The organism is Ferrovibrio sp., from assembly GCF_046297895.1.
GTDB lineage: Bacteria > Pseudomonadota > Alphaproteobacteria > Ferrovibrionales > Ferrovibrionaceae > Ferrovibrio.
Map to the genome: position 1 here is coordinate 155549 of NZ_JBKBHC010000010.1, position 22610 is coordinate 178158.

The following is a 22610-nucleotide window of genomic DNA, read 5'->3' on the forward strand; positions in this document are numbered from 1 at the left end:
GAGCGAGGGACCAGATGCCTTCGGCGAGCAATCTTCGGGTTTTGATCGTTGACGATCAGATGAGCATGCGCGGCATTGCCCGCTATTGCCTTCAGGAGATCGGTATCAAGAACGTGGTCGAGGCCAAGAGCGGCACCGAGGCCCTGACGGCCATGAACTCGAACAAATTCGACCTGATCATCTCGGACTGGAACATGGACGGCATGGATGGCCTCACCCTGCTGAAGACCATCCGCAGCAACCCGCTCACCAAGCGCATGCCCTTCATCATGGCCACCGGCCAGCGCGATACCGAAATGGTCAAGACCGCCATTCAGGCCGGCGTGAACAACTACATGGTCAAACCGTTCAACGCCGCCACGATGAAGCAGAAGATCGAGGCGGTGCTGGGCAAGCTCGGCGCCTGACCCGCCACGCGCCGCCGATGGCCGCGTCAGCGAAACCGGCCCCCGAGACGCAGAGCTCTGTGACGCAAGCCGCGCCGCCCGCGCCACTCAGGCTCGACCACTACCTTCCCTATCTGATCAACCGCGCCGGCGTTTCCCTGGCGAGCCGCTTCGGCGCCGAACTGCGCCATGCCGGCATCAGCCTGCAGGACTGGCGCGTGCTGGCGGCGCTGTGCGAACGTGACGGTCAGCGCCTGACCGAACTGGCGCGGCATACCAGCATCGAGATTTCCACCCTCTCGCGTCTGGTCGGCGGCCTGGAGGCCCGGGGCCTCGTGGCGCGCGACCGCGATGCCGGCGATGCCCGCGCCATTGCGATCCGGCTCACCGATGCCGGTACCGCCCTCACGGTAGCGCTCACCCCCGCCGCCGCCAGCCTGGAGCGGGCGGCGCTTGCGGGTCTGAGTGCCACCGAGGCGGAACAGCTCAAGGCCCTGCTGAACAGGATTTACGGCAATCTGGCCGCGCTGGCCGACGAGGATGCGGCCGGCGGCGCCGGATCGGCCTAACGCGCGCCGGCGGCGGTCAGGCACCCCTCGAAGAAGGCGATGATGTCGGCGGTGACGGCATCGCGGTTGGTTTCGTTCAGCAGCTCGTGCCGCGCCTCGGGATAGAAGCGGCTGGCCACCCTTGTCATGCCCGCCGCGGCATAGGCGTCCAGCAACTGCCGCAACCCCTTGCCGCCGCCCGAGACCGGGTCATGGCTGCCGGCGATGACGAAGACCGGCAGGGTTTTGGGAATCCGGCGCTGGTTCTCTGGCTGCGCCATCTCGCTCAATCCGTCCAGGAAGTCGATCCAGGCCTGCACCGTGATCGGAAAACCGCAGAAGGGATCGCCAACATACTTGTCCACTTCGGCCGGATCGCGGGAGAGCCAGTCGAACTCCGTGCGCGCCGGCTGGAACCGCTTGTTGAAGGCATCGAAGGACAGGCTCTGGATCAGCGGGCTGATGCCGCGACGGCCGCGGCGCAGGCGCTCCAGCCGCGCCACCAGCCGGCCCAGGGCAGCGATCGACGGCGGCTTGCCGTTGGAGGCGCAGAGCACGCAGCCGGCCAGCTGGGCGCCGTGTTCATACAGCATCTGCTGGGCCATGAACGAGCCCATGGAATGACCGAACAGCAGCAGCGGCCGCGCGGGATGGCGCTGCTGCGCCAGGGCGCAGGCGGCAGCCAGGTCGGCCACGGCGCGGTTCCAGCCATCGCGGTCGGCCATATGGCCCAGTTCGGCCAGGCTGCGCGCGCTGTGGCCGTGGCCGCGATGGTCGAAGGCATAGACGGCAAAGCCGGCGGCGTTCAGCGCGGAGGCGAAGCGGGCATAGCGGCCGGCATGCTCGGCCATGCCATGGGCGATCACCACAACGGCCCGGCAGGCCGCCGGGTCGGGCGGCAGCCATTCATAGCCTTGCAGCACGAGGCCATCGGCCGGCGAAGTCAGGGTCAGGGTCGGCAGGGTCATGCACCGACTTTAGCCGGCCCGTGACATTTTGACAGCCGCGGCGTTTCGCCGTCTACTGACGGCCCCGCATCAGGATGCCGCCCATGACCGCCCATATGCCGACCCTGCCCAACTCGATGGCCGCCCGCGACATCGCCCATGTCATGCATCCCTACACCAACCTGGTGAAGCACGAGACCGCCGGCCCGCTGGTGATCGAGCGCGGCAAGGGCATCTATGTCTACGACGACCAGGGCCAGGAATACATCGAGGGCATGGCCGGCCTGTGGTGCGCCGGCCTCGGCTTCAGCGAGGCGGCCCTGGTGGACGCCGCCATCGAGCAGATGCGCAAGCTGCCCTACTATCACGGCTTCGGCCACAAGACGACGGCGCCGGTGGTGGAACTGGCCGAGAAGCTGAAAAGCATGAGCCCGGTGCCGGTGGGCAAGGTCTTCTTCGCCGAGGGCGGCTCGGGCGCCAACGACACGCTGATCAAGCTGGTCTGGTACTACAACAACGCGCTGGGCCGGCCGCAGAAGAAGACCATCCTCTCGCGCGTGAAGGGCTATCATGGCGTCACGGTCGCCACTGCCAGCCTGACCGGCCTGCCGGCGAACCACCGCGACTTCGACCTGCCGATTGCCGGCATCAAGCACGTGGACTGCCCGCATTACTACCGCTTCGCCGAACCCGGCGAGAGCGAGGCCGATTTCGTCGCCCGCCTGGCCCGCAACCTGGAAAACTTCATCCAGAGCGAAGGCCCCGACACGGTGGCCGCCTTCATCGCCGAGCCGGTGATGGGCGCCGGCGGCGTGATCCTGCCGCCGGAGAATTACTTCCCCGCCATCCAGGCGGTGCTGAAGAAATACGACATCCTGAGCGCTGCCGACGAAGTGATCTGCGGCTTCGGCCGCACCGGCCGGCTGTGGGGCGCCGAGCGGTTCGGCTACAAGCCGGATTTCGTTACCTGCGCCAAGCAGATGTCGAGCGCCTACCTGCCGATCTCGGCGGTGCTGGTGCCCGAGCATGTCTACAGCGCCATCCGCGACAACTCCGGCAAGATCGGCACCTTCGGCCACGGCTTCACCTATGGCGGCCATCCGGTGGCGGCCGCGGTGGCGCTGCGCGCGCTGCAGCTTTACGAGGAGCGCGACATCTACGGCCATGTCAACCGCGTCTCGCCGCGCTTCCTGGCGCACCTGAAACGGCTGGGCGAGCATCCGCTGGTGGGCGAGGCGCGCGGCACCGGCCTGATCGGTGCCGCCGAGCTGGTGGCCGACAAGGCCACGAAACGCAGCTTCGCGCCGACGGCCGGCGTGGGCGCGGCCTGCATGGCCTTCGCCCAGGAGGAAGGCCTGATCATCCGCGCCATGGCGGGCGACGTGATCGGCTTCTGCCCGCCGATGATCATCGCGGAAAGCGAGATCGACGCCCTGTTCGACCGTTTCGAGCGGGCGCTGGAGCGCACCGAGGCCTGGGTGGCGCAGCAGGGCCTGCGCAAAGCGGCATAATCCCGCAGCGGCGGCCTGTACTATCCTTTTGGACGGTAACCAACCGGTTCGCCCTGCCGCCGGATTGTGGTAAAAAATTAAAGTTACCGTAACCCGCGCCGGACACTATCCTGACGATGACCGCCGACAGCCACGCGCATAATCAGGAAGCCAACGAACTGGTTTCGCGCATCGAGCAGCGCGCCATCCAGATCTTCAAGTTCACCGAGGATCCGGGCGAGAAGCGCAACTCGGTTTCGGGCTTCCGCAAATTCTCCACCCTGGTCGACGAGTTCCACCAGGCCGCCGAGGTGGCCGAGGGCCGCCTGTCGGTGCTGCGCACCGGCCGGCGCGACGAGCTGCGCCGCTATGTGGCGCAGATGCGGGCGAAGATCCTGAAGATGGAGATCGACGTCAAGCAGAGCTATCTGGAGAACCTGATCGAGGCGCGCACCGCCCTGCCCTATGGCGCGCGCGAATTCTTCGACTCGCGCCTGAAACGGCTGGAGGAACTGAGCGGCCTGCTGATCGACGGCCCCGAGGCCGACGGCACCGCCGGCGGCCTGCTCGACCACATGCGCAAGATGCTGCGGCACCTGATGGACCAGGCGCCGCAGCTTGAGGTCTTTGAGCGCGACCCCGACTGGCGGCCGCCCCAGCGCAGCGGCAATGCCCCGGTGCGCGCCAATTCCGGCCCGGCGGCCAGCGCCGCGCCGCGCCGCGCCGCCGCCCAGCCGGCCAAGGCCGAGATCAAGCCGATCCGCCTGACCGGCCGCGACGAATGGGGCCGGGTCTTCCTCGACCGCGGCTCGTTCGACCAGATGACCATGGCCTGTCGCGCCCGCGGCATCACGCTGGACCAGGTGGCGAGCAAACTCGGCATCACCCGCGTGGCGCTGACCCTGATCCTCAACGGCCAGGACCCGATCCAGCGCAACATGCTGGACGTGCTGCACCGCGTGATCAACAACTACAACGCCAATACCGGCGAGATGGGCTGACGCGCTTTAATCCTGTGGCGCCCTCAATTCACCGGCTCGATGCGCAGGATGCGGCCATCGGCATTGTCGGTGGCGATGTAGAGATAGCCATCCGGCCCCTCGCGCACGTCGCGGATGCGCTCCTCCAGCCCGGCCAGCAGACGCTCCTGCTTCACCACCCTTGTGCCGTCAAGCACCACGCGCACCAGGAAAAACGAATTGAGCGAGCCGACGAACAGGTTGCCGCGCCAGGCCGGAATCCGGCTGCCGCCGTAAAAGGCCATGCCTGAGGGCGCGATCGACGGCGTCCAGTGCAGCAAAGGCTGTTCCATGCCGGGCGCTTCCGATCCGATGCCGATTTTCGCCCCGGAATAATCGACGCCATGGGTGATCACCGGCCAGCCGTAATTGCGGCCGCGCTCGGGGATGTTGATCTCGTCGCCGCCACGTGCGCCATGCTCGTGCAGCCACACCACGCCAGTCTGCGGATGGCGCGCCATCCCCTGGATGTTGCGGTGGCCGTAGGACCAGATCTCGGGCCGCGCGTCATTGCGGCCCACGAACGGATTGTCGGCCGGCACGCCGCCATCCTTGTTGAGGCGGATCACCTTGCCCAGATGGACATTGAGATTCTGCGCCTCGTCGCGGCGATAGCGTTCCCCTAAGCCGAGCCACAGCTTATCGTCGGGGCCCACCACCACGCGGCTGCCGAAATGCAGCCCGCCGGAGAGTTTGGGCTGCTGGCGGAACAGCACCTTCACATCCTCCAGCCGCGTGCCGCCGAACCGCGCGCTGGCAAGCGCCGTACCGGCGCTGCTGCGCTCCGTGCCATGGCCCGGCTCGGCATAGGTGAAATAGAGCATGCGGTTGGATGCGAAGGCGGGATCGAGCGTCACATCCAGCAGGCCACCCTGGCCGCTGGCGAAAACCGGCGGCAGGTTTTCCAAGGGCGGCGAGACGCGGCCATCCTTGCCCACCACGCGCAGGCGGCCCGGCCGCTCGGTGACCAGCAGGCGGCCATCGGGCAGGAAGGCCATGGCCCAGGGATGCTCCAGCCCGCGCGCGACGGTGACGACCCTCACCGTCGCTTCCTCGGTGCGGAAGACCGGCGACGCCGGCTGGGCGGTGGCCGGCGGCGGCAGGACGGCACCGAGCAGAAGGCCGAGCGAAGGGCCGACAATGCCGGCAAAGGCGATGCGACGCATGATGGTTCCTTCCCGATGCCCTACACGATGGAAGATAGGGACAGGCCCCGGTTTGAACAGGCCGTTTGCCTTTGCGGCCGCGTCGGTTCGCCGGAACCCGATCCGGTTCGTTTCGGTTCGTTTCGGTTCGTTTCGGTTCATTCGGGTTCGTTGCGGTTCGCCGGGGTTCGTTTCGGTTCGCCCCGGTTCGTTTCGGTTCGTTCCGGTTCGTTCCGGTTCGTTTTGCATATCGGCGCGTATCACGGCGTATCGGCACATAGGGACGCTTATCGCCGATCATGGGGCTGCATCGTCGGCCCCGTTGGCGGCCTGCAGCGCCAGGGCAAGGCAGCGCCGCCTTTCCCCCGCCTGCAGGATCAGGCCGCGGAAATGGGCGCTGGTCTCGAAATGGCGCCACAGCCGGTTTTCGGAAACGCCGATCCCGGCGGCGGCGACAGCCGGCGTCTGCCCCTCGGCCATCAGGCGCGCGGCCTGCTGCCAGTCGATATGCCGCCTTGGCCTGCGGCCGGCACCGTCCCGCGCCTTCGGCATCGCGGCCTCCGGATTCAATTGCTCAACGAGAACATAATAGGTATATATAGGCTAAAAATCAATATGACACTTCCCACTGCTCGGTCTTGACCAGAAATTTCCATGAAAGTAGAAATTTTCTCATGAATGAGAAATCAAGCGACCCCGACCAGATCGAGGCCCGCATCGCCCAGCGCCTGAGGGCCCGGCGCGAGGCGCTGGACCTGACGCTGGAGCAACTGGCCGAACGGGCCGGGGTGAGCCGGGCGATGATCTCGCGCATCGAGCGCCGGGAATCCAGCCCCACCGCCGCCGTGCTGGGCCGGCTCTGCGCCGGACTGGATATCACGCTGTCGGGCCTGATGGCGGCCATCGAGGAAAAGAGCCTCGTGCTGCTGCCCGGCAAAGCCCAGCCGCAATGGCGCGACCCCGAAACCGGCTTCGAACGCCGCGCCGTGACGCCGGCCGGCACCGGCTCGATGGTGGAGATCGTGGAGGGCCGTCTACCGCCCGGCGCGCGCATCGCCTATCCCGCCCTGCCCGCCAACGCCTATGACCAGCATATCCTGGGCCAGGACGGCATCCTGATCTTCGAGAGCGGCGACGACCGCTTTGCCATCCAGGCCGGCGACTGCCTGCATTGCGCGCTGGACCAGCCGCATGCCTTCGCCAACGAAACGACTGCCCCCTGCCGCTACCTCGTCATCATCGCCAGACGCAAGCCATCATGATCGCCATCCGCAACGCCACACCCGACGACGCCGAAGCCATCCGCGCCATCTATAACGATGCCGTGGTGAACACCACCGCAGTGTTCGATTACGAGCCGCGCAGCGCCGAGGCACAGATCGCGTGGCTGCAGATGAAAGCCGAACAGGACCTGCCGGTGCTGGTGGCCGAAGACGGCGGCGTCGTGCTGGGCTATGCCAGCTATGGCCAGTTCCGCCCCTGGCCCGCCTTTCAGTTCACGGTGGAGAATGCCATCTACATCGCACTCAACCGGCGCGGCCAGGGCATCGGCCGGTTGCTGCTGGGCGAGCTGATCGCGGTGGCGCGCGGACATGGCCTGCGCAGCATGGTGGCCGGCATCACGGCGGAGAATACGGCCAGCCTGGCCCTGCATGAGAAGCTGGGTTTCCAGCGCACGGGCCTGATCCGCGATTCCGGCTGGAAATTCGAACGCTGGCTCGACCTGGTGTTCCTGCAGAGGATGCTGCAGGCATGACGCCGGGCATGATTCCCGTCATCCGCAAGCTTGATGCCGCCGGAGCAAAGGCCGAGATCGCCGCCCTGGCCGAGGTGCTGAAGGATTGCGTCGACGATGGCGCGGCGGTGAATTTCCTGACGCCGTTTTCGGACGCCCAGGCACGCGCCTTCTGGGAGCGTGCCATCGCCGAGATCGCTGCCGGCAAGGCCGTGCTGTTGGTGGCCGATCATGAGGGCCGGCTGGCGGGCACGGTGATGCTGGGCCTCGATACGCCGCCCAACCAGCCGCATCGCGCCGATGTGAAAAAGATGCTGGTGCATCGCCGGGCGCGGCGGCGCGGCCTGGCCCGCGCCCTGCTGCTGGCCATCGAGGCCGAGGCACGCGGCCTTGGTCGTACATTGCTGACGCTGGATACCCGCCACGGCGACAATGCCGAGCCGCTGTATCAGGGCATGGGTTACGTGCTGGTGGGCGTGGTGCCGGGCTATTCGCTGGCCAGCGCCGGCGGGCTGGACGCCGCCGCCTTCTATTACAAGCAACTGGACTGAATCCGTCGCGCTGGCGTGCCGGCCTGGGCTAGACTTGGCCGCCCATGCCGAAACTGCCCAGCCTGAGCCAATTCTCGCTGCCGGCCCAGCATCTGCTGAGCGGACTGACGGCTGCCATCGGCGTGCTGGTCGTGGCGCTGGCCGCGGCCGCCATCGGCGGTTTTCATGCCGCCGCGGCCGCCGCCGTGGGCGCCACCTGCATCAGCATCGTCGATACGCCGACGCCCCCGGATTTCAAGCGGCGCAGTTTCGCGATCGCCTTCGTGTTCGACAGCCTGATCACGCTGGGCGTCGACCTGTGCCGCGACCAGCCCGTGCCGCTGGCCGTCATCGTGATCGCCACCAGCTTCGTGGCCGCGATGGTGACGGTGTATGGCCGCATCGCGCTGGCCATGTGCATGTCGATGATCCTGGCCATGGTGCTGGCGCTGGGCACCACGCTGCACGGCATGGACGGCGCGCCGGTATGGCAGCATGCCGCCCTGTTTGCCGCCGGGGCAGCGGGCTATGCGGTGTTCGGCACGCTGGCGGCGGAAATCCTGGCGGCGCGGCACAAGCAGATCGCCTTGCGCGAGGCGCTGAATGCCTTTGCCGATTACGTGCGCGGCAAGGCCGGCCTGTATGACACGGGAATCGAGATCGAAACCGCCTATGGCACACTGATCGAGCGGCAGGTGACGCTGATGGAGCGCGTGGATGCCGCGCGCAACCTGCTGTTCCGCGACCTGGAGCGCGCGCCCGAACGGCAATATGCCGCCGCCCTGGTGGCCATGCTGGATGCCTTTGAGACGATCCTCTCCAGCCAGACCGACTACTGGCTGCTGCGCCGGCATTTCGGCGCCATGGCGGAGGGCCCCGCGCTGCTGCGCGGGATCCGCGACGGCGTGCGGGAGCTGGCCGACCGGGTGGCGGCCATCGCCGCCGGGCGGGGCGCCGGCGCTGCCGGCGAGGATGCCGATATCGCCGCCCTGCGCGGCCGCTTCGCCGCCATCGCTGCGCAGGCCGACGCGATGGCGCCGCTGCATGGCCAGGGAGAGACGGATCACGGGCAGGCGGCCCTGGAGCTGCGCGCCACGCTGGACCGCATCGGACTGGCCATCGACGCGACGGCGCGGCTGCAGACCGTGACGCGGCAGATCGTGGCCGCCGAAGCGGTGCTGGCCACCGTGAATCTTGCCGACTTCCTGCCGCCGCGGCCCTATCGCCTGCGCCTGCTGGTGCGGCACCTGCGCTACCGTTCGCCGATTTTCCGCTATGCCCTGCGGCTGTCGCTGGCGATGCTGTGCGCCTTCGTCCTGTCGGAAGTGCTGTCGCGCTATTTCGCCCATGGCAGCTGGATATTACTGACCGTGGCGGTGATCATGCGCGCCAGCTACAGCGCCACGCGCCAGCGCCAGACCGACCGCCTGATCGGCAGCCTGATCGGCTGCGTGCTGGCCGCCGGGCTGCTGCATGTGCTGCCCGATCAGGCGCTGCTGGCCGTGGCCTTCGTTACCATCGGCCTGTCGCATGCCTATGCGCCGGTGCGTTATCGCATCACCTCCACCTCGGCCAGCGTGATGGCCCTGCTGATGATGCATTTCCTCAGCCCCACGACGGAGAACCTGCTGATCGAGCGCCTGCTCGATACGCTGCTGGGCGCCGGCATCGCCGGGCTGTTCAGCTTCGTGCTGCCCCACTGGGAGCGGCAGGATGTGCCGGACCTGGCCACGGCCCTGCTGCGCGCCTTGCGCAAATACACCCGGCAGGCCATCCGGCCCGCGCCGGCCGAGCAGAATTACCGCCTCGCCCGCAAGGACCTGTTCGACGCCATCGCCGAATTCGCCGGCGCGCTGAAGCGCATGCGCACCGAACCCGGCCTGCAGAGCGGCGAGCTGCCGCCGCTGCGCGCCTTCCTCGCGGCCAGCTACCGCATGATGACGCAACTGGCCGCCCTGCACGTGCTGCTGCGCATGCGCGGACGCGACATCGCGCCGCCCGCGCTGGACCAGATCCTGGCGCCGCACCGGCAGACGATCCTGCGCCATCTGGGCGGAACCGCCGCGGAGGCCGCCACGCCTGCTGCAGAGCTGGCCGGCGATACGCCATGGCCGGCGGCGGCGGCGCTGGCGCAGCGGCTGCGCCAGGCCGAGGGCGTGAGCGCGCTGATCGCCGAACAGCGCGCCGGCCTGCCGAAAGTGGCGCCGCGCCGCAGGGGCAGGGCCTGAATCGGAACGGGCGCCGGAGTGTCTCTCTCCGGCGCCCGGCGTCGCACTTCTTCCAGTTTCCTGGCCCCGGTTCTGCCCCCCCGACCAGCCGGCGCGACGTCGATCCCCCCGTGTGTGGCTCTCAGCGCTTGTTCATGCGGTTGTTGACCAGATCGTCCACCACGCTGGGATCGGCCAGGGTGCTGGTGTCGCCGAGCGAAGAGAATTCGTTCTCGGCGATCTTGCGCAGGATGCGGCGCATGATCTTGCCCGAACGCGTCTTGGGCAGGCCCGGCGCCCACTGGATCAGGTCGGGCGAGGCGATCGGCCCGATCAGGGCACGCACATGCTGCACCAGTTCCTTGCGCAGGTCCTCGCTCGGGCTGACACCGGCCTTCAGCGTCACATAGGCATAGATGCCCTGGCCCTTGATGTCGTGTGGATAGCCCACCACGGCGGCCTCGGCCACCATGGCATGCGCCACCAGCGCACTTTCCACCTCGGCCGTGCCCATGCGGTGGCCCGAGACGTTGATCACGTCGTCGACGCGGCCGGTGATCCAGTAATAGCCGTCGGCATCGCGGCGGCAGCCGTCGCCGGTGAAATAGCGGCCGGGGAAGGTGCTGAAATACGTGTCGATGAAACGCTGGTGGTCGCCGTAGACCGTGCGCATCTGGCCCGGCCAGCTATCGGCGATGCACAGGTTGCCCTCGGTGGCACCCGGCAGCTCGTTGCCGTCGCCATCGACGATGATCGGCTTGACGCCGAAGAAGGGCAAAGTGGCCGAGCCCGGCTTCTGCGCGATCGCGCCGGGCAGCGGCGTGATCAGGATGCCGCCGGTTTCGGTCTGCCACCAGGTGTCGACGATCGGGCAGCGGCCGTCGCCCACCACGCGGTGATACCACAGCCAGGCTTCCGGGTTGATCGGCTCGCCCACCGAGCCGAGCAGGCGCAGGCTGGCCCGGCTGGTCTTCTTCACCGGCGCTTCGCCTTCGCGCATCAGGGCGCGGATCGCGGTGGGGGCGGTGTAGAAGATGTTGACCTTGTGCTTGTCGATCACCTGCCAGAAGCGCGAGGCATCGGGATAGTTCGGCACGCCCTCGAACATCAGCGTGGTCGCGCCGTTGGCGAGCGGGCCGTAGACGATGTAGCTGTGGCCGGTGACCCAGCCCACATCGGCGGTGCACCAGTAGATGTCGCCGTCGTGATAGTCGAAGACATACTGGTGCGTCATCGCCGCGAAGACCAGATAGCCGCCGGTGGTGTGCAGCACGCCCTTGGGCTTGCCGGTGGAGCCGGAGGTATAGAGGATAAACAGCGGGTCTTCCGCATTCATCGGCTCGGGCGCGCAGGTCGCCGGCACCTTGGCGGCTTCCTCGTGGTACCAGACGTCGCGGCCGGCGGCCATGTCGATCTTGCCGCCGGTATGCTTCACGACCAGCACGGTCTTCACGCCAGGGCAGGATTTCAGTGCCGCGTCGGTATTGGCCTTCAGCGGCACGGAACGGCCGCCGCGCAGGCCCTCGTCGGCGGTGATCACGAACTGGCTGTCGCAATCCTGGATGCGGTTGGCCAGGCTGTCGGGCGAGAAGCCGCCGAAGACGATGGAATGGATGGCGCCGATGCGGGCGCAGGCCAGCATCGCATAGGCGGCGGCCGGGATCATCGGCAGGTAGATGGTGACGCGGTCGCCCTTCTTCACGCCGCGCGCCTTCATCACGTTGGCCATGCGGCAGACTTCATCGTGAAGCTGCTGGTAGGTGATGTGTTCCGACTTCGACGGATCGTCGCCTTCCCAGATGATCGCGGTCTGGGCGGCGCGCTTGGGCAGGTGGCGGTCGATGCAGTTGGCCGAGACGTTCAGCACGCCGTCATGGAACCAGCGGATATGCAGGTCCTTGCGGTCGAAGGAGACGTCCTTCACCTGGGTGAAGGGCTTGATCCAGTCGACGCGCTTGCCGTGCTCGGCCCAGAAGCCTTCCGGGTCCTGCACCGAGCGCTCGTACATGGCCTTGTATTTCGCGGCATCCACCCAGGCCCGCTTCGCCCAGTCGTCCGAAACCGGAAACAGCTCGTTGTCGGCCATGATCGGCTCTCCCTTCCCTATTTTAAGGCGCGGCCCTGCCGGCCGGTGGTCCGGCCGGGGCCCGCAGCGCTCCCTCGCGGCCCGACATCGGCGTCGCAGCCGCCTGCATCATCGGGCGGGATGATGCCCGGAAAGGCCGCCCAGCGACAAGCGCCCGGCCTTTCGACCAAAGCATAGGCCGGAAAGGGGAAATTCAGGAATCCGGATTGGCGGCGGCGGGTTCGATGCCCGGCGTGGCCACAATCGCCGCCGCCAGGCCGGCCATCAGGGCGGGATACTCGTCTTTCAGGCCGGCGATCATCTCGTCCTGCGCCTGACGCCACAGCGCGAGGCCGGCGCGATAGGCCGACCGACCCTCGCGCGTTGCACGCACCGCGCGGGCCCGGCCATGACCGGAGGCGTCGACGCTCAGCAGGCCCGCCTCGACCAGCGGCCTGATGTTGCGGGTCAGTGTCGTGCGGTCGAGATCCAGCGCTTTTGCCAGTTCGGTGATGCTGGCCGGCCGGCCGTTGCGCTTCTCGAACGCGGCCGCCATGCCGACCAGGCTGTGCTGCGGCAGGCCGAGGCCGATTTTCGCCAGGTGACGGGTGTAATGCTCGCTGGCCCGGCGCGCGGCCGAGCGCAGCAGGAAGCAGATGCAGTCCTCGCGGCCATCAGGCGCCGGCCTGGGAAAGACGGGCTCGGGATAGACCGGCTCGGCAGGCAGGGCGGAAGCGGGGGAGTCGACAGGCTCAGGCATGTCGTGTATATACACTATGCAAGGCGGCCGGACAAGCCATCCTCCCGGGCGCCCGCAGGCCTCCCCAGGCTTCAACGACAAGACATGACCAGGAGCATCCCGATGTCGGCCGATCCCGTCACCAAGAGCCCCGTTTACGGCGTATTGCCGATGGAGAAGCTGCGCGATATGCCGGGCCTGGAGCTGTTCCGCGGCATGATGGCAGGCGAGCTGCCCGGCGCGCCGATCGCGCAGATCATGAACATGTGGATCCACGAGGCCGAGCCGGGCCGCGTGGTTTTCGCCGGCCGACCCGAGAAGCAGCATTACAACCCGATCGGCAGCGTGCATGGCGGCTATGCCGGCACGCTGCTGGACAGCTGCATGTCCTGCGCGGTGCAGTCGCTGCTGCCCAAGGGCATGGGCTACACCACGCTGGAATATAAGGTGAGCCTGGTGCGCGGCATCACCGACCAGACCGGCGTGGTCTATGCCGAGGGCAAGGCGATCCAGGTCGGCAGCCGCGTGGGCACCGCCGAGGGCCGCATCACCGATGCCCAGGGCAAGATCCTCGCCACCGGCACCACCACCTGCCTGGTCTTCCCGATCTGAACTGGCCGATCTGAACTGGCCGATCTGAACCGGCCGACCTGAACCGGCCGATCTGCGGCCGCTTGCTACGGCCGCGGCCGTAGCATCGCGCATGGACGCGGCAGCACGCGCTGCCTAGAGTGCGGCGATGAGCGGCAACGACCCCCATGTGGCGAAGATCGCCGCCCTGATCGGCGATCCGGCGCGGGCCAACATCCTGAAGGCCCTGATGGATGGCCGTGCGCGCACGGCCAAGGAACTGGCCCATATCGCCGGCGTCTCGGCCCAGACTGCCAGCGGCCATCTGGCCAAGCTGGTGGATGGCGAATTGCTGGCGATGGCGAAACAGGGCCGGCATCGCTACTTCCATCTCGCCAACAGCCTGGTGGCCGAGGCGCTGGAAAGCCTGATGGCGCTGGCCGGCGAACGGCCGGTGCCCAGGCATCATCACCAGGCCCGCATCGCCGCCGACCTGCGCGCCGCGCGCACCTGCTACGACCATCTGGCCGGAAAACTGGGCGTGCTGCTGTTCGAGCAGATGGTGGCGACGGGCTGCATCATGCCGGCGGGCGAGGCTGACGATTTCGTGGTCAGCACCGAGGGCCGGCGGCTGTTCGCGCAGCTTGGCATCGACATCGACGCGCTGGCGGTCAAAACCGGCCGCCGCCGCCACTTCGCCCGCGCCTGCCTGGACTGGAGCGAACGCAGCCCGCATCTGGCCGGCGCCCTGGGTGCGGCTTTGGCCGCGCGCTGCTTCGAGCGCGGCTGGCTGCAGCGGCGCAGGGATAGCCGCGCCGTGACGCTGACGTCCGCCGGCGCAACGGCGCTGGCCGGGATATTCGGCCTGCCGCCGGAGCAGCTTGCCGCGCCGGAGGATGCAGCAAGACATTAATCCGCCCGCTGAATCCAGCCGTTGAAACCGCATGGCCGCTTGGTTATGGTCGGCCCCGGAAAGCGGGTGTAGCTCAATGGTAGAGCAGAAGCTTCCCAAGCTTACGACGGGGGTTCGATTCCCCTCACCCGCTCCAGCCGCATCGGCATTCCGCCCCGCAATGCGCAATCCGCAGTTAGAAGTGGGCCGCCGTCAGGAACGGGCCGCCGCCTTCCAGTGCCGGCCGGTGGCCGGGTCGAAGCGTCCGCCGCCCAGGCGCCTGTGGCCCCAGGCCATCATCTGCAGCAGCACAGGCTCGAGCGATTTTCCCTCATCCGTCAGGCTGTAGGCATAGCGCACGGGCCGCTGATGATAGGCCTTGCGCTGCACCAGGCCCCATTGCTCAAGCCGCTTCAGCCGTTCCGACAGGATGTTGGTGGGGATGCGCTCGGCGCTGTCCTGCAGCGCCTGGAAGGTATGCCGGCCGTGCCACAGCAGATCGCGCACGATCAGCAGGGTCCATTTGTCGCCGAATATTTCCAGCGTTCGCGCAATCGAACAGGCCGAGCGGAATTCATGCTTTGCCATCGCCGACCCCGTCTGTGTGAAGATATCCCCCGTCTGTGTTAGGACATCCCGTTCCCGACATCCGGGCTTTTCCCGCTTTCCGGGCCGGACATTCCTGCCGGCCCACGGGCAGCCTAGCCCAATGACTTGCAAATTGAAAGCTTCTTCCCTATCGTGACTTTTAATTTGCAAGTCACGATAGGGGGCCGCGGCGGGCGGCAGCGCAACCACATGAACAGGATCCTTCTGGCCCATGCCGCTGCCGCCGGCGCCGCGCTCAGCGCAGGCGCCGCGGTGGTGGCGACGCGGTTCGTGATCGGGGAGACCGATCCACTGTCACTGGTCTTCTACCGCTACCTGGTCGCGGTGTTCTGCTTCGCGCCGTTCCTGCCGATGCTCTGGCCGCGCGGCGGACTGACGGCGGCCGAATGCGCCAGGATCGCCATGTTCGGCATCCTGTTCTTCGTGCTGTTCCCCTGGGCCTTCAATGCGTCGCTTGAACTCAACCCGGCGGCGCGCGGCGCCGTGGGGCTGGCGACCATTCCGATCCAGACCCTGCTGGTGGCGGCGGCATTCGGGCGCGAGCGGCTCTCGAAGGCCAAGATTGCCGGCGTGCTGCTGGCCTTCGGCGGCATCGTGGTCGCCTTCGGCACGGCGGCGTTTGCGAATGGCAGCGGCAGCTACCTGCGCGGCGACGGCCTGATGCTGCTGGGCGTGCTGTGCGCGGCCGTCTATTCGGTGTTCAGCCGCCCGACGCTGATGCGCCACGGCCCGCTTTTCGTGACCGCCCTGGGCATGGCCTTCGCGGTGGCCGCACTGCTGCCGGTGCTGGCTTTCAAGGCCGGCGGCGCACTACTGCCATCGTTCAGCGCCCGGGGCTGGCTGGCGGTGCTGTTCCTCGGAACCGTGGCGGGCACGCTGCAATTCTCGTTGTTCATGCTGGCCCTGCGCTGGCTGCCGCCCACCACCACGGTGCTGTATCTGACGCTAAATCCGATCGCGGCCATGGTGCTGGGCATCGTTGTGCTGGGCGAAGGCCTGACGGCAGAACTGGTCGCCGGCATGGTTCTCGTGCTGGCCGGGATCACGGTCGGCAGCGGCATGCGCACCGGTTCGGCAAAACCCGCCGCGGCGGAGCCGTAAGGCTGCGGCCGCAAAATCCCGCATCCGGCACTGGCGTCCCGCCGCGTCTCGCGGGATTCTGGCGCCATGAGCGATTCTCCCGACCCAGCGGCGCCGATCCGCAAGATCATCCATGTCGACATGGATGCCTTCTATGCTTCGGTCGAGCAGCGCGACAACCCGGAGCTGCGCGGCCGGCCGGTGGCCGTGGGCGGCTCGCGCGAGCGCGGCGTGGTGGCGGCGGCCAGCTACGAGGCGCGCAAGTTCGGCGTGCGCTCGGCGATGCCGTCGGTGACGGCCAGACGCAAATGCCCCGAGCTGGTCTTCGTGAAGCCGCGCTTCGATGCCTATCGCGCCATCTCCATGCAGATCCGCGCCATCTTCGCCGACTACACGCCGCTGATCGAGCCGCTGTCGCTGGACGAGGCCTATCTGGACGTGACGCAGAACCTGAAGGGCATTCCGTCTGCCACGCAGATCGCCGAGGAGATCCGCGCCCGCATCCGCGCCGAGACGCAGCTCACCGCCTCGGCCGGCGTGTCCTACAACAAGTTCCTGGCCAAGCTGGCCTCCGACCAGAACAAGCCCGACGGCCTGTTCGTGATCACGCCGAGGATGGGCCCGGGCTTCGTCGAGAGCCTGCCGGTGGGGCGTTTCCACGGCATCGGCCCGGCCACGGCGGCGAAGATGAACCGCTTGGGGATCGAGACCGGCGCCGACCTGCGCGAGCGCCCCCTGCCCTTCCTGCAGCAGCATTTCGGCAAGGCCGGGCGATTCTATTACTGGATCGCGCGCGGCGTGGACGATCGCCCGGTGCAGCCCGACCGCATCCGCAAATCGGTGGGCGCGGAAGACACTTTCGCGGCCGATCTGTTTTCCCTGCAGGAGGCGCAGGCGGAAGTGGCAAAAGTGGGCGAGAAGGTCTGGCGCTATTGCGAGAAGCACAATATCCGCGGCCGCACCGTGACGCTGAAGGTGAAGTACGCCGATTTCCAGCAGATCACCCGCAGCCGCACGCAGCATATTCCGATCGCCGACGCGGCCGATCTGCTGGGCATCGCCAACGACCTGCTGGCTGGCGTATTTCCCACGCCGAAAGGCATCCGCCTGCTGGGCGTGACGTTATCCTCGCTGGAGGGTCCGAGCGAAAGACACGGCGACTCCGAACGCGATGAGGGAAGCGCGCGACAGCTCACCCTCACGCTCTAGTCACGTCTCAAGGCCATCGAGAAAATCCTCCGCCTCGCGCAGGATCGCCGCCTGGCGCGCGGCATCCATCGCCGCGACCTGGCGATAGGGCATGGCGAGCCGCGGGTTGGCGGACAGATGCCGCTGGTTGCGGATCAGGAAGGCCCAGTACAGCCGGTTGAACGGGCAGGCGCGCGGGCCGCTCTTGAGTTTCACGTCATAGGCGCAGCCGCCGCAGAAATCCGACATGCGGTCGATATAGGCGCCCGAGGCGGCATAGGGCTTGGAGGCCAGCAGGCCGCCATCGGCAAACAGCGCCATGCCCAAGGTGTTGGGCAGTTCCACCCATTCGAAGGCATCGGCATAGACGGCCAGATACCAGTCGCAGACCGCCTGCGGCCGGATGCCGGCCAGCAGGGCGAAATTGCCGGTCAGCATCAGGCGCTGGATATGGTGGGAATAGGCATGGCGGCGCGTGTGGTCGATGGCGTGACGCAGGCAGGCCATCGGCGTGTCGCCGCTCCAGTAGAAGGCCGGCAGCGGGCGCTGCGCCTCCAGCGCGTTCAGCGCGGCATAATCGGGCATCTTCAGCCAGTAGAGGCCGCGCACATATTCGCGCCAGCCCAGGATCTGGCGGATGAAGCCTTCGACGGCGTTCAGCGGCGCCTGGCCGGCATGAAAGGCGGCCTCGGCGCGGGCGCAGACCTCGCGCGGCGACAGCAGGCCGATATTCAGACTCGGCGCGAGCAGCGAATGATGCACGAAGGGCTCGCCCCCGCGCATGGCATCCTGGTAGTCGCCGAACAGCGGCAGGGCCTGTGCGATGAAATCCTCCAGCGCCTGCAGGGCCTGATCGCGTGTCACCGGCCAGTTGAAATCCGCCAGCGATCCGAAATTGCCGGCGAAGCGCCGCTCCACCAGTGCCAGCACCCCGGCCGTGATCGCATCGGGCGCAAACCGGCGGCGCGGCGGCACGACATGATCGCGCGGCAGGCGGCGGCGATTCTCGGCATCGAAATTCCACTGGCCGCCAATGGGCGCATCGCCCTGCATCAGCAGGCCGGATTCGCGCCGCATCTCGCGGTAGAAATATTCCATGCGGAAGGATCTGCGTCCCGCCGCCCAGCGCACGAAACGCGCGCGGCCGGCGAAAAAGCGCGTGTCATCGCGAATCTCGACCGGGCAGCCGAGCAGGCCGGCCCAGCCGCGCATGGCAACCAGCACGCGCCATTCGCCCGGCTCGGTAACCACGACGCGCTCGACGCGGTGGCGCTGCAGCGCACGGCGCAGCTCGCCGGTGAAGCTGCCGGTATTGGCGGGATCGTCCAGCGCCACGTAATCGACGGCGATGCCCTCGGCGCGCAGCTCGCCGGCGAAATGCCGCATGGCGGAAAGGACCAGCGCGATCTTCTGCTTGTGGTGCGCCACATAGGCGGTTTCCTCGGCCACCTCCATCATCAGCACCACATCGCGGCCGGCATCCAGGCCGTCCAGGGTGGCGATGTGGCGACTGAGCTGGTCGCCCAGGATGATCCGCAGCACGGCCATGTCAGTCCCGCCGCGCCAGCCGGCGCCAGGCCGTCCTGCAGCGGTCCGAGCAGGTCTTCACATTGTCCCAGTCGCGGCGCCATTTCTTGCGCCAGGCAAAGGGCCGGCCGCAGGTCAGGCAGGTTTTCTGCGGCAGGTTGGGCTTGCGGTGGCGCGGGCCGGCATCGGACATGCGGGTGATACGCAGGGATCGCGGGGACGGATCAGGTGGCGCCGCGATTGTGCCGGCGGCATGGCCGGGCCTATAGTTCCGCAACGATTCCGTCCCGCCGCCACAGACAAGCATGCAATATTCCCGCCTCGATGGCCTCGCCATCGGTCTGATGACCATTCTCTGCCTCTGCTGGGGCATCCAGCAGGTGGTGATCAAGATCACCGCCGATTTCGTCTCGCCGCTGCTGCAGGCCGGGCTGCGCTCGGCCGGGGCGGCGTTGCTGGTCTGGCTGTGGATGGCCTGGCGCCGCATCCCGCTGTGGCAGCGCGACGGCAGCCTGTGGCCTGGCCTGGGCGCCGGGCTGCTGTTCGGCACCGAATTCGGCCTGCTGTTCTACGGCCTGACGCTCACCAGCGCGTCGCATGCCGCCATCCTGCTCTACACCGCGCCCTTCTGGGTGGCGCTGGGCTCGCATCTGCTGATCCCGGGCGAACGCATCCGGCGGCTGCAGTTGATCGGCCTGGACCTCGCATTCCTCGGCGTACTGCTCACCTTCGCAGGCCGGCTGCAGGCGCCGCAGCCCGGCGAGCTGATCGGCGACGCGCTGATGGTGGCGGCCGCGATCCTGTGGGCGGCCACCACCGTGCTGATCAAGGGCTCGGTGCTGCGCGCGATCAGCCCCTACAAGACGCTGCTCTACCAGCTCGGCGTTTCCGGTCCGCTGCTGCTGCTGGGCGCGGTCTTCAGCGGCGAAAGCCTGGCCATTCCGGTCACCGGCTTCGTGATCGGCTCGCTGGCCTTCCAGACCGTGGCGGTAGCCGCCGTCAGCTACCTGGCCTGGTTCTGGCTGATGACGCGCTATCCGGTGTCGCGGCTGTCGGCCTTTTCCTTCCTCACGCCGGTTTTCGGCGTGGCCGGCGGCGCGCTTTATCTGAACGAGCCGCTGCCGCCCAGCCTGCTGGGCGCACTGGCCCTGGTGGCGCTGGGCATCTGGCTGGTGAACGCGCCGGGCGGACAGGCGGCCGGACGGATTACAAAGCTGTAATCCATAGGACAATCCGGCGGCATACAGATAAAAATCCGGTAACGTTGCAGCAGATCAACATTACAGGCGCCGCGCGCTGGCGTATCACCCCGTCACGAATAACGGGGAAGCGACGTTATGCAGACCGGCGAATACATCCTGATCGTCGAAGTCTCGGCCTCGATGCGGCAGGCCATGCGCGGCATGCTGGAGGCCGCCGGCTACCGCGTCGGCGAGGCCGCCAACGGCGATGCCGCACTGAATGCGCTGGACGGCCAGCCGGTGCAGCTCATCCTGCTCGATCTCGGGCTGCCGGAAATGCGCGGCGAGGATGTTCTGGCCGCCGTACGCAGCCGCTCGCGCGTGCCGATCATCGTCGTATCCGGCGAGGAGGAGCGCGAGGCCAAGATTGCCGCGCTGGCCAATGGCGCCGACGACTACGTCACCAAACCCTTCGATGTCGCCGAACTGATCGCCCGCGTGCGCGCCGTGCTGCGCCGCGCCAATCCGGGCAACAGCCGCGACGAGCTGGGGGATTTCCGCATCGACCGCAGCCGCGCGCAGATCTGGCACAAGGGCAACGCCATCCGCCTGACCGCGATGGAATACCGGCTGATCGGCCTGCTGTTCGACTATGCCGGGCAGATCGTTCTGTTCGACGACATCACCCGCGAACTCTGGCAGCGCAGCGACGACCAGTCGCGCGCCACCCTGCGCGTGCTGGTATGGCGCCTGCGCCAGAAGCTGGAGGATTCGCCCGACCAGCCGAAGCGGCTGGTGACCGAGGAAAACCTGGGCTATCGCCTCAAACTCTGAACGCCTGACCGCCAGAATGAAGGCGGCCCGTCAGGGGCCGTAACCCGAACCGGACGCCTGCAGCCGGCGCAGGGAATCGTCCCAGCGCGGCGGCAATTCGGCCGGACTGGCCACATACCGCACGAAGCGCGTTCGCGTCACCGCCGCATAGCTTTCCAATATGGCCTCCTGGTGCAGCGGCGAATGGACGAAGGCCCGGCGGGCCTCGTCGCTGCTCCAGACCGTCATGGTCCAGGCCTCGTTGCCGAACACTTCCCGCCGCACCGAATAGCCCAGCAGTCCGGGCTGCTGCGGCAGGATGTCGAGCAGGCGGGCGGTGTAGCGGTCGAAGGATGCGCGGCGCTGCGGATCCACCGTGGCCCAGGTGAGCGCCACGACCACCGGCGCGCCGGGGTCGGGCGGCGCGGAGACGGTCCGGTACGGCATGCCGATGGCGCAGCCGCCCAGCGCGAGCAGCCCGACAGGCGCGAGGCAACGCAGCCACCGCACCATTGCCTGCCGGTTACGGCGATTTCCGCCCCGCGATCGAAGTTCAGCCATGTTCCGCTCCTGCCCTGTGGAGGGCAGGAGCTATCCCCGGCCGGTCGGACGGCAATGGCGCCGCAATCTGGCGGCCGTCACAGTTTCGGCGGAATTTCGGCCATGGCCGCCGGGATCAGATGACCTTGGCGGGATCAGATGATCTTGGCCCTGCGCAGGGCTTCCAGCCGCGCGGCATCAAGCCCGAGCAGATCGCGCAGCACCTCGTCGGTATGCTCGCCCAGCAGGGGCGGGCCGCGATCGTAGGCGACAGGGGAATCCGACAGGCGCAGCGGACTGGCCACGCTCGGCAGCGTACCCTGCTGCTTATGCGGCACGGTTTTCTGCAACCCGCGCGCCTGCACATGCGGATCGGCAAACACGCGATCGACCGTGTTGATCGGACCGCAGGGGACCTGGCGCTTTTCCAGCGCCGCGATCAGGTCGTCGATGGTGCGCTTTTTCGTTTCCGCTTCGATGGCGGCGACCACTTCGGCGCGATGATGCAGGCGCTCGATATTGGTGGCGAAACGCGGATCGGTCTTCCATTCCGGATGCCCCAGTTCGTCAGCCAGCTTGGCGAACTGCCCGTCATTGCCGACAGCGATGATGACGTGGCCGTCTGCAGTCGGGAAGCTCTGGTAGGGCACGATGGCGGCATGGCCGTTGCCCATTCGCTGCGGCACTTCATTGCCGATCAGATAGTAGGTCGCCTGGTTGGCGAGCGCCGCGACCTGCACATCCAGCAGCGCCATGTCGATATACTGGCCGCGGCCGGAGCGGTGCCGCTGGTTCAGCGCGCCGAGGATGGCGATGGTCGAGTAAAGCCCGGTCATCACATCGGCCAGCGCCACGCCGGCCTTCTGCGGGCCGCCGCCCGGCAGCCCGTCGCGTTCGCCGGTCACACTCATCAATCCGCCCATGCCCTGGATGATGAAATCGTAGCCGGCCCGCGGCGCATACGGACCGGTCTGGCCGAAACCGGTGATCGAGCAGTAGACCAGCCGCGGATTGATCTTGGAAAGACTGTCGTAATCCAGGCCGTATTTCTTCAGGCCGCCCAGCTTGTAATTCTCCACCACCACATCGGCCTTGGCGGCGAGGTCGCGCAGGATCTGCTGGCCTTCCTTTGTCGCCATGTCCACGGTGATCGAACGCTTGCCGCGATTGGCCGCCAGGTAATAGGCGGAGTCGGCACGGGCGCCGGTTTCGGGATCCTTCAGATAGATCGGACCCCATTTGCGCGTATCATCGCCCTCGCCCGGCTTTTCCACCTTGATCACGGTGGCGCCGAGATCGGCCAGGTTCTGGGTGCACCAGGGCCCGGCCAGCACGCGGCTTAAGTCGAGCACAAGGATATCGTCCAGCGCGCGCATCCCGGCGCCTCCGTTTCCGAGTC

24 protein-coding genes and 1 tRNA gene are annotated in these 22610 nt (G+C 67.5%); 15 read left to right on the top strand and 10 right to left on the bottom strand.

Annotated features, from left to right (window positions below; all coding sequences use genetic code 11):
• The first annotated feature begins 14 nt into the window (after positions 1-14).
• Both ACK4FK_RS17475 and ACK4FK_RS17480 read left to right on the top strand, forming a co-directional pair.
• Entirely contained in the window at positions 15-407 is a 393-nt protein-coding gene (locus ACK4FK_RS17475; RefSeq protein WP_409746541.1) for a response regulator, read from the top strand.
• Between the two features lie 59 nt (positions 408-466).
• Positions 467-955, top strand: coding sequence for a MarR family winged helix-turn-helix transcriptional regulator (locus tag ACK4FK_RS17480; protein WP_409746543.1), 489 nt, complete (start codon positions 467-469; stop codon positions 953-955).
• Here the strand turns inward: ACK4FK_RS17480 and ACK4FK_RS17485 are convergent.
• The gene (locus ACK4FK_RS17485; protein ID WP_409746545.1) at positions 952-1902 is read right to left on the bottom strand and encodes a lysophospholipase; all 951 of its coding nucleotides are present in this window, start codon (positions 1900-1902) and stop codon (positions 952-954) included. The genes ACK4FK_RS17480 and ACK4FK_RS17485 overlap by 4 nt on opposite strands.
• A gap of 83 nt (positions 1903-1985) precedes the next feature.
• Between ACK4FK_RS17485 and ACK4FK_RS17490 the strand changes: the two genes are divergently transcribed.
• Positions 1986-3392, top strand: coding sequence for an aspartate aminotransferase family protein (locus ACK4FK_RS17490; protein ID WP_409746547.1), 1407 nt, complete (start codon positions 1986-1988; stop codon positions 3390-3392).
• 116 nt (positions 3393-3508) lie between these two features.
• Positions 3509-4372 carry a helix-turn-helix domain-containing protein gene (locus ACK4FK_RS17495; RefSeq protein ID WP_409746549.1) on the top strand — a complete coding sequence of 288 codons (864 nt, stop codon included), beginning with the start codon at positions 3509-3511 and terminating at the stop codon, positions 4370-4372.
• 23 nt (positions 4373-4395) lie between these two features.
• Here ACK4FK_RS17495 and ACK4FK_RS17500 read toward each other — a convergent pair whose 3' ends face one another.
• On the bottom strand, positions 4396-5556 hold the full coding sequence (locus ACK4FK_RS17500; RefSeq protein ID WP_409746551.1) for a PQQ-dependent sugar dehydrogenase: 1161 nt from the start codon (positions 5554-5556) through the stop codon (positions 4396-4398).
• A 276-nt stretch (positions 5557-5832) separates the two neighbouring features.
• On the bottom strand, positions 5833-6087 hold the full coding sequence (locus ACK4FK_RS17505; protein WP_409746553.1) for a hypothetical protein: 255 nt from the start codon (positions 6085-6087) through the stop codon (positions 5833-5835).
• Positions 6088-6209: 122 nt separating this feature from the next.
• On the opposite strand from ACK4FK_RS17505, the gene ACK4FK_RS17510 reads away from it, so the two are divergent.
• The 4 genes from ACK4FK_RS17510 to ACK4FK_RS17525 are packed head-to-tail and all read left to right on the top strand — an operon-like array spanning position 6210 to position 10028.
• Positions 6210-6797: a helix-turn-helix domain-containing protein gene (locus tag ACK4FK_RS17510; RefSeq protein WP_409746555.1), complete on the top strand. Its 588-nt coding sequence runs from the start codon at positions 6210-6212 to the stop codon at positions 6795-6797.
• Entirely contained in the window at positions 6794-7291 is a 498-nt protein-coding gene (locus ACK4FK_RS17515; RefSeq protein WP_409746557.1) for an N-acetyltransferase family protein, read from the top strand. Before ACK4FK_RS17510 ends, ACK4FK_RS17515 begins: the two co-directional genes overlap by 4 nt.
• Positions 7288-7821, top strand: coding sequence for a GNAT family N-acetyltransferase (locus ACK4FK_RS17520; protein ID WP_409746559.1), 534 nt, complete (start codon positions 7288-7290; stop codon positions 7819-7821). Before ACK4FK_RS17515 ends, ACK4FK_RS17520 begins: the two co-directional genes overlap by 4 nt.
• 44 nt (positions 7822-7865) lie before the next feature.
• Complete coding sequence (locus ACK4FK_RS17525; protein WP_409746561.1) at positions 7866-10028, top strand: FUSC family membrane protein; 2163 nt, start codon at positions 7866-7868, stop codon at positions 10026-10028.
• A gap of 121 nt (positions 10029-10149) precedes the next feature.
• Here ACK4FK_RS17525 and acs read toward each other — a convergent pair whose 3' ends face one another.
• Complete coding sequence (acs, locus tag ACK4FK_RS17530) at positions 10150-12093, bottom strand: acetate--CoA ligase (RefSeq protein WP_409746563.1); 1944 nt, start codon at positions 12091-12093, stop codon at positions 10150-10152.
• Positions 12094-12286: 193 nt separating this feature from the next.
• On the bottom strand, positions 12287-12832 hold the full coding sequence (locus ACK4FK_RS17535) for a MarR family winged helix-turn-helix transcriptional regulator (protein WP_409746565.1): 546 nt from the start codon (positions 12830-12832) through the stop codon (positions 12287-12289).
• A gap of 102 nt (positions 12833-12934) precedes the next feature.
• Between ACK4FK_RS17535 and ACK4FK_RS17540 the strand changes: the two genes are divergently transcribed.
• The 3 genes from ACK4FK_RS17540 (at position 12935) to ACK4FK_RS17550 (ending at position 14430) form a co-directional block, all read left to right on the top strand.
• The gene (locus ACK4FK_RS17540) at positions 12935-13423 is read left to right on the top strand and encodes a PaaI family thioesterase (protein ID WP_409746567.1); all 489 of its coding nucleotides are present in this window, start codon (positions 12935-12937) and stop codon (positions 13421-13423) included.
• Between the two features lie 127 nt (positions 13424-13550).
• Entirely contained in the window at positions 13551-14294 is a 744-nt protein-coding gene (locus ACK4FK_RS17545; RefSeq protein ID WP_409746569.1) for an ArsR/SmtB family transcription factor, read from the top strand.
• 62 nt (positions 14295-14356) lie between these two features.
• A tRNA-Gly gene (locus ACK4FK_RS17550) sits at positions 14357-14430 on the top strand.
• Between the two features lie 56 nt (positions 14431-14486).
• On the opposite strand, the gene ACK4FK_RS17555 is transcribed toward ACK4FK_RS17550, so the two are convergent.
• A complete protein-coding gene (locus tag ACK4FK_RS17555) occupies positions 14487-14861 on the bottom strand; it encodes a winged helix-turn-helix transcriptional regulator (RefSeq protein WP_409746571.1) in 375 nt (124 codons plus the stop codon).
• A 210-nt stretch (positions 14862-15071) separates the two neighbouring features.
• Between ACK4FK_RS17555 and ACK4FK_RS17560 the strand changes: the two genes are divergently transcribed.
• Positions 15072-15983 (top strand): DMT family transporter, encoded by a 912-nt coding sequence (locus tag ACK4FK_RS17560; protein ID WP_409746573.1) that lies wholly within the window; start codon positions 15072-15074, stop codon positions 15981-15983.
• A gap of 66 nt (positions 15984-16049) precedes the next feature.
• Positions 16050-17171 (top strand): DNA polymerase IV, encoded by a 1122-nt coding sequence (dinB, locus tag ACK4FK_RS17565; protein ID WP_409746575.1) that lies wholly within the window; start codon positions 16050-16052, stop codon positions 17169-17171.
• Here dinB and ACK4FK_RS17570 read toward each other — a convergent pair whose 3' ends face one another.
• Both ACK4FK_RS17570 and ACK4FK_RS17575 read right to left on the bottom strand, forming a co-directional pair.
• Complete coding sequence (locus ACK4FK_RS17570) at positions 17172-18698, bottom strand: cryptochrome/photolyase family protein (protein WP_409746577.1); 1527 nt, start codon at positions 18696-18698, stop codon at positions 17172-17174. It lies immediately after the preceding gene.
• Position 18699: 1 nt separating this feature from the next.
• On the bottom strand, positions 18700-18870 hold the full coding sequence (locus ACK4FK_RS17575; protein ID WP_409746579.1) for a DUF2256 domain-containing protein: 171 nt from the start codon (positions 18868-18870) through the stop codon (positions 18700-18702).
• Positions 18871-18982: 112 nt separating this feature from the next.
• On the opposite strand from ACK4FK_RS17575, the gene ACK4FK_RS17580 reads away from it, so the two are divergent.
• Both ACK4FK_RS17580 and ACK4FK_RS17585 read left to right on the top strand, forming a co-directional pair.
• Positions 18983-19897: a DMT family transporter gene (locus tag ACK4FK_RS17580; protein ID WP_409746581.1), complete on the top strand. Its 915-nt coding sequence runs from the start codon at positions 18983-18985 to the stop codon at positions 19895-19897.
• Between the two features lie 117 nt (positions 19898-20014).
• Positions 20015-20692, top strand: a complete 678-nt coding sequence (locus ACK4FK_RS17585; RefSeq protein WP_409746583.1) for a response regulator transcription factor — start codon at positions 20015-20017, stop codon at positions 20690-20692.
• Between the two features lie 30 nt (positions 20693-20722).
• On the opposite strand, the gene ACK4FK_RS17590 is transcribed toward ACK4FK_RS17585, so the two are convergent.
• Both ACK4FK_RS17590 and ACK4FK_RS17595 read right to left on the bottom strand, forming a co-directional pair.
• A complete protein-coding gene (locus ACK4FK_RS17590; RefSeq protein ID WP_409746585.1) occupies positions 20723-21232 on the bottom strand; it encodes an antibiotic biosynthesis monooxygenase family protein in 510 nt (169 codons plus the stop codon).
• A 134-nt stretch (positions 21233-21366) separates the two neighbouring features.
• A complete protein-coding gene (locus tag ACK4FK_RS17595) occupies positions 21367-22587 on the bottom strand; it encodes a CaiB/BaiF CoA transferase family protein (RefSeq protein WP_409746587.1) in 1221 nt (406 codons plus the stop codon).
• Positions 22588-22610: the final 23 nt, after the last annotated feature.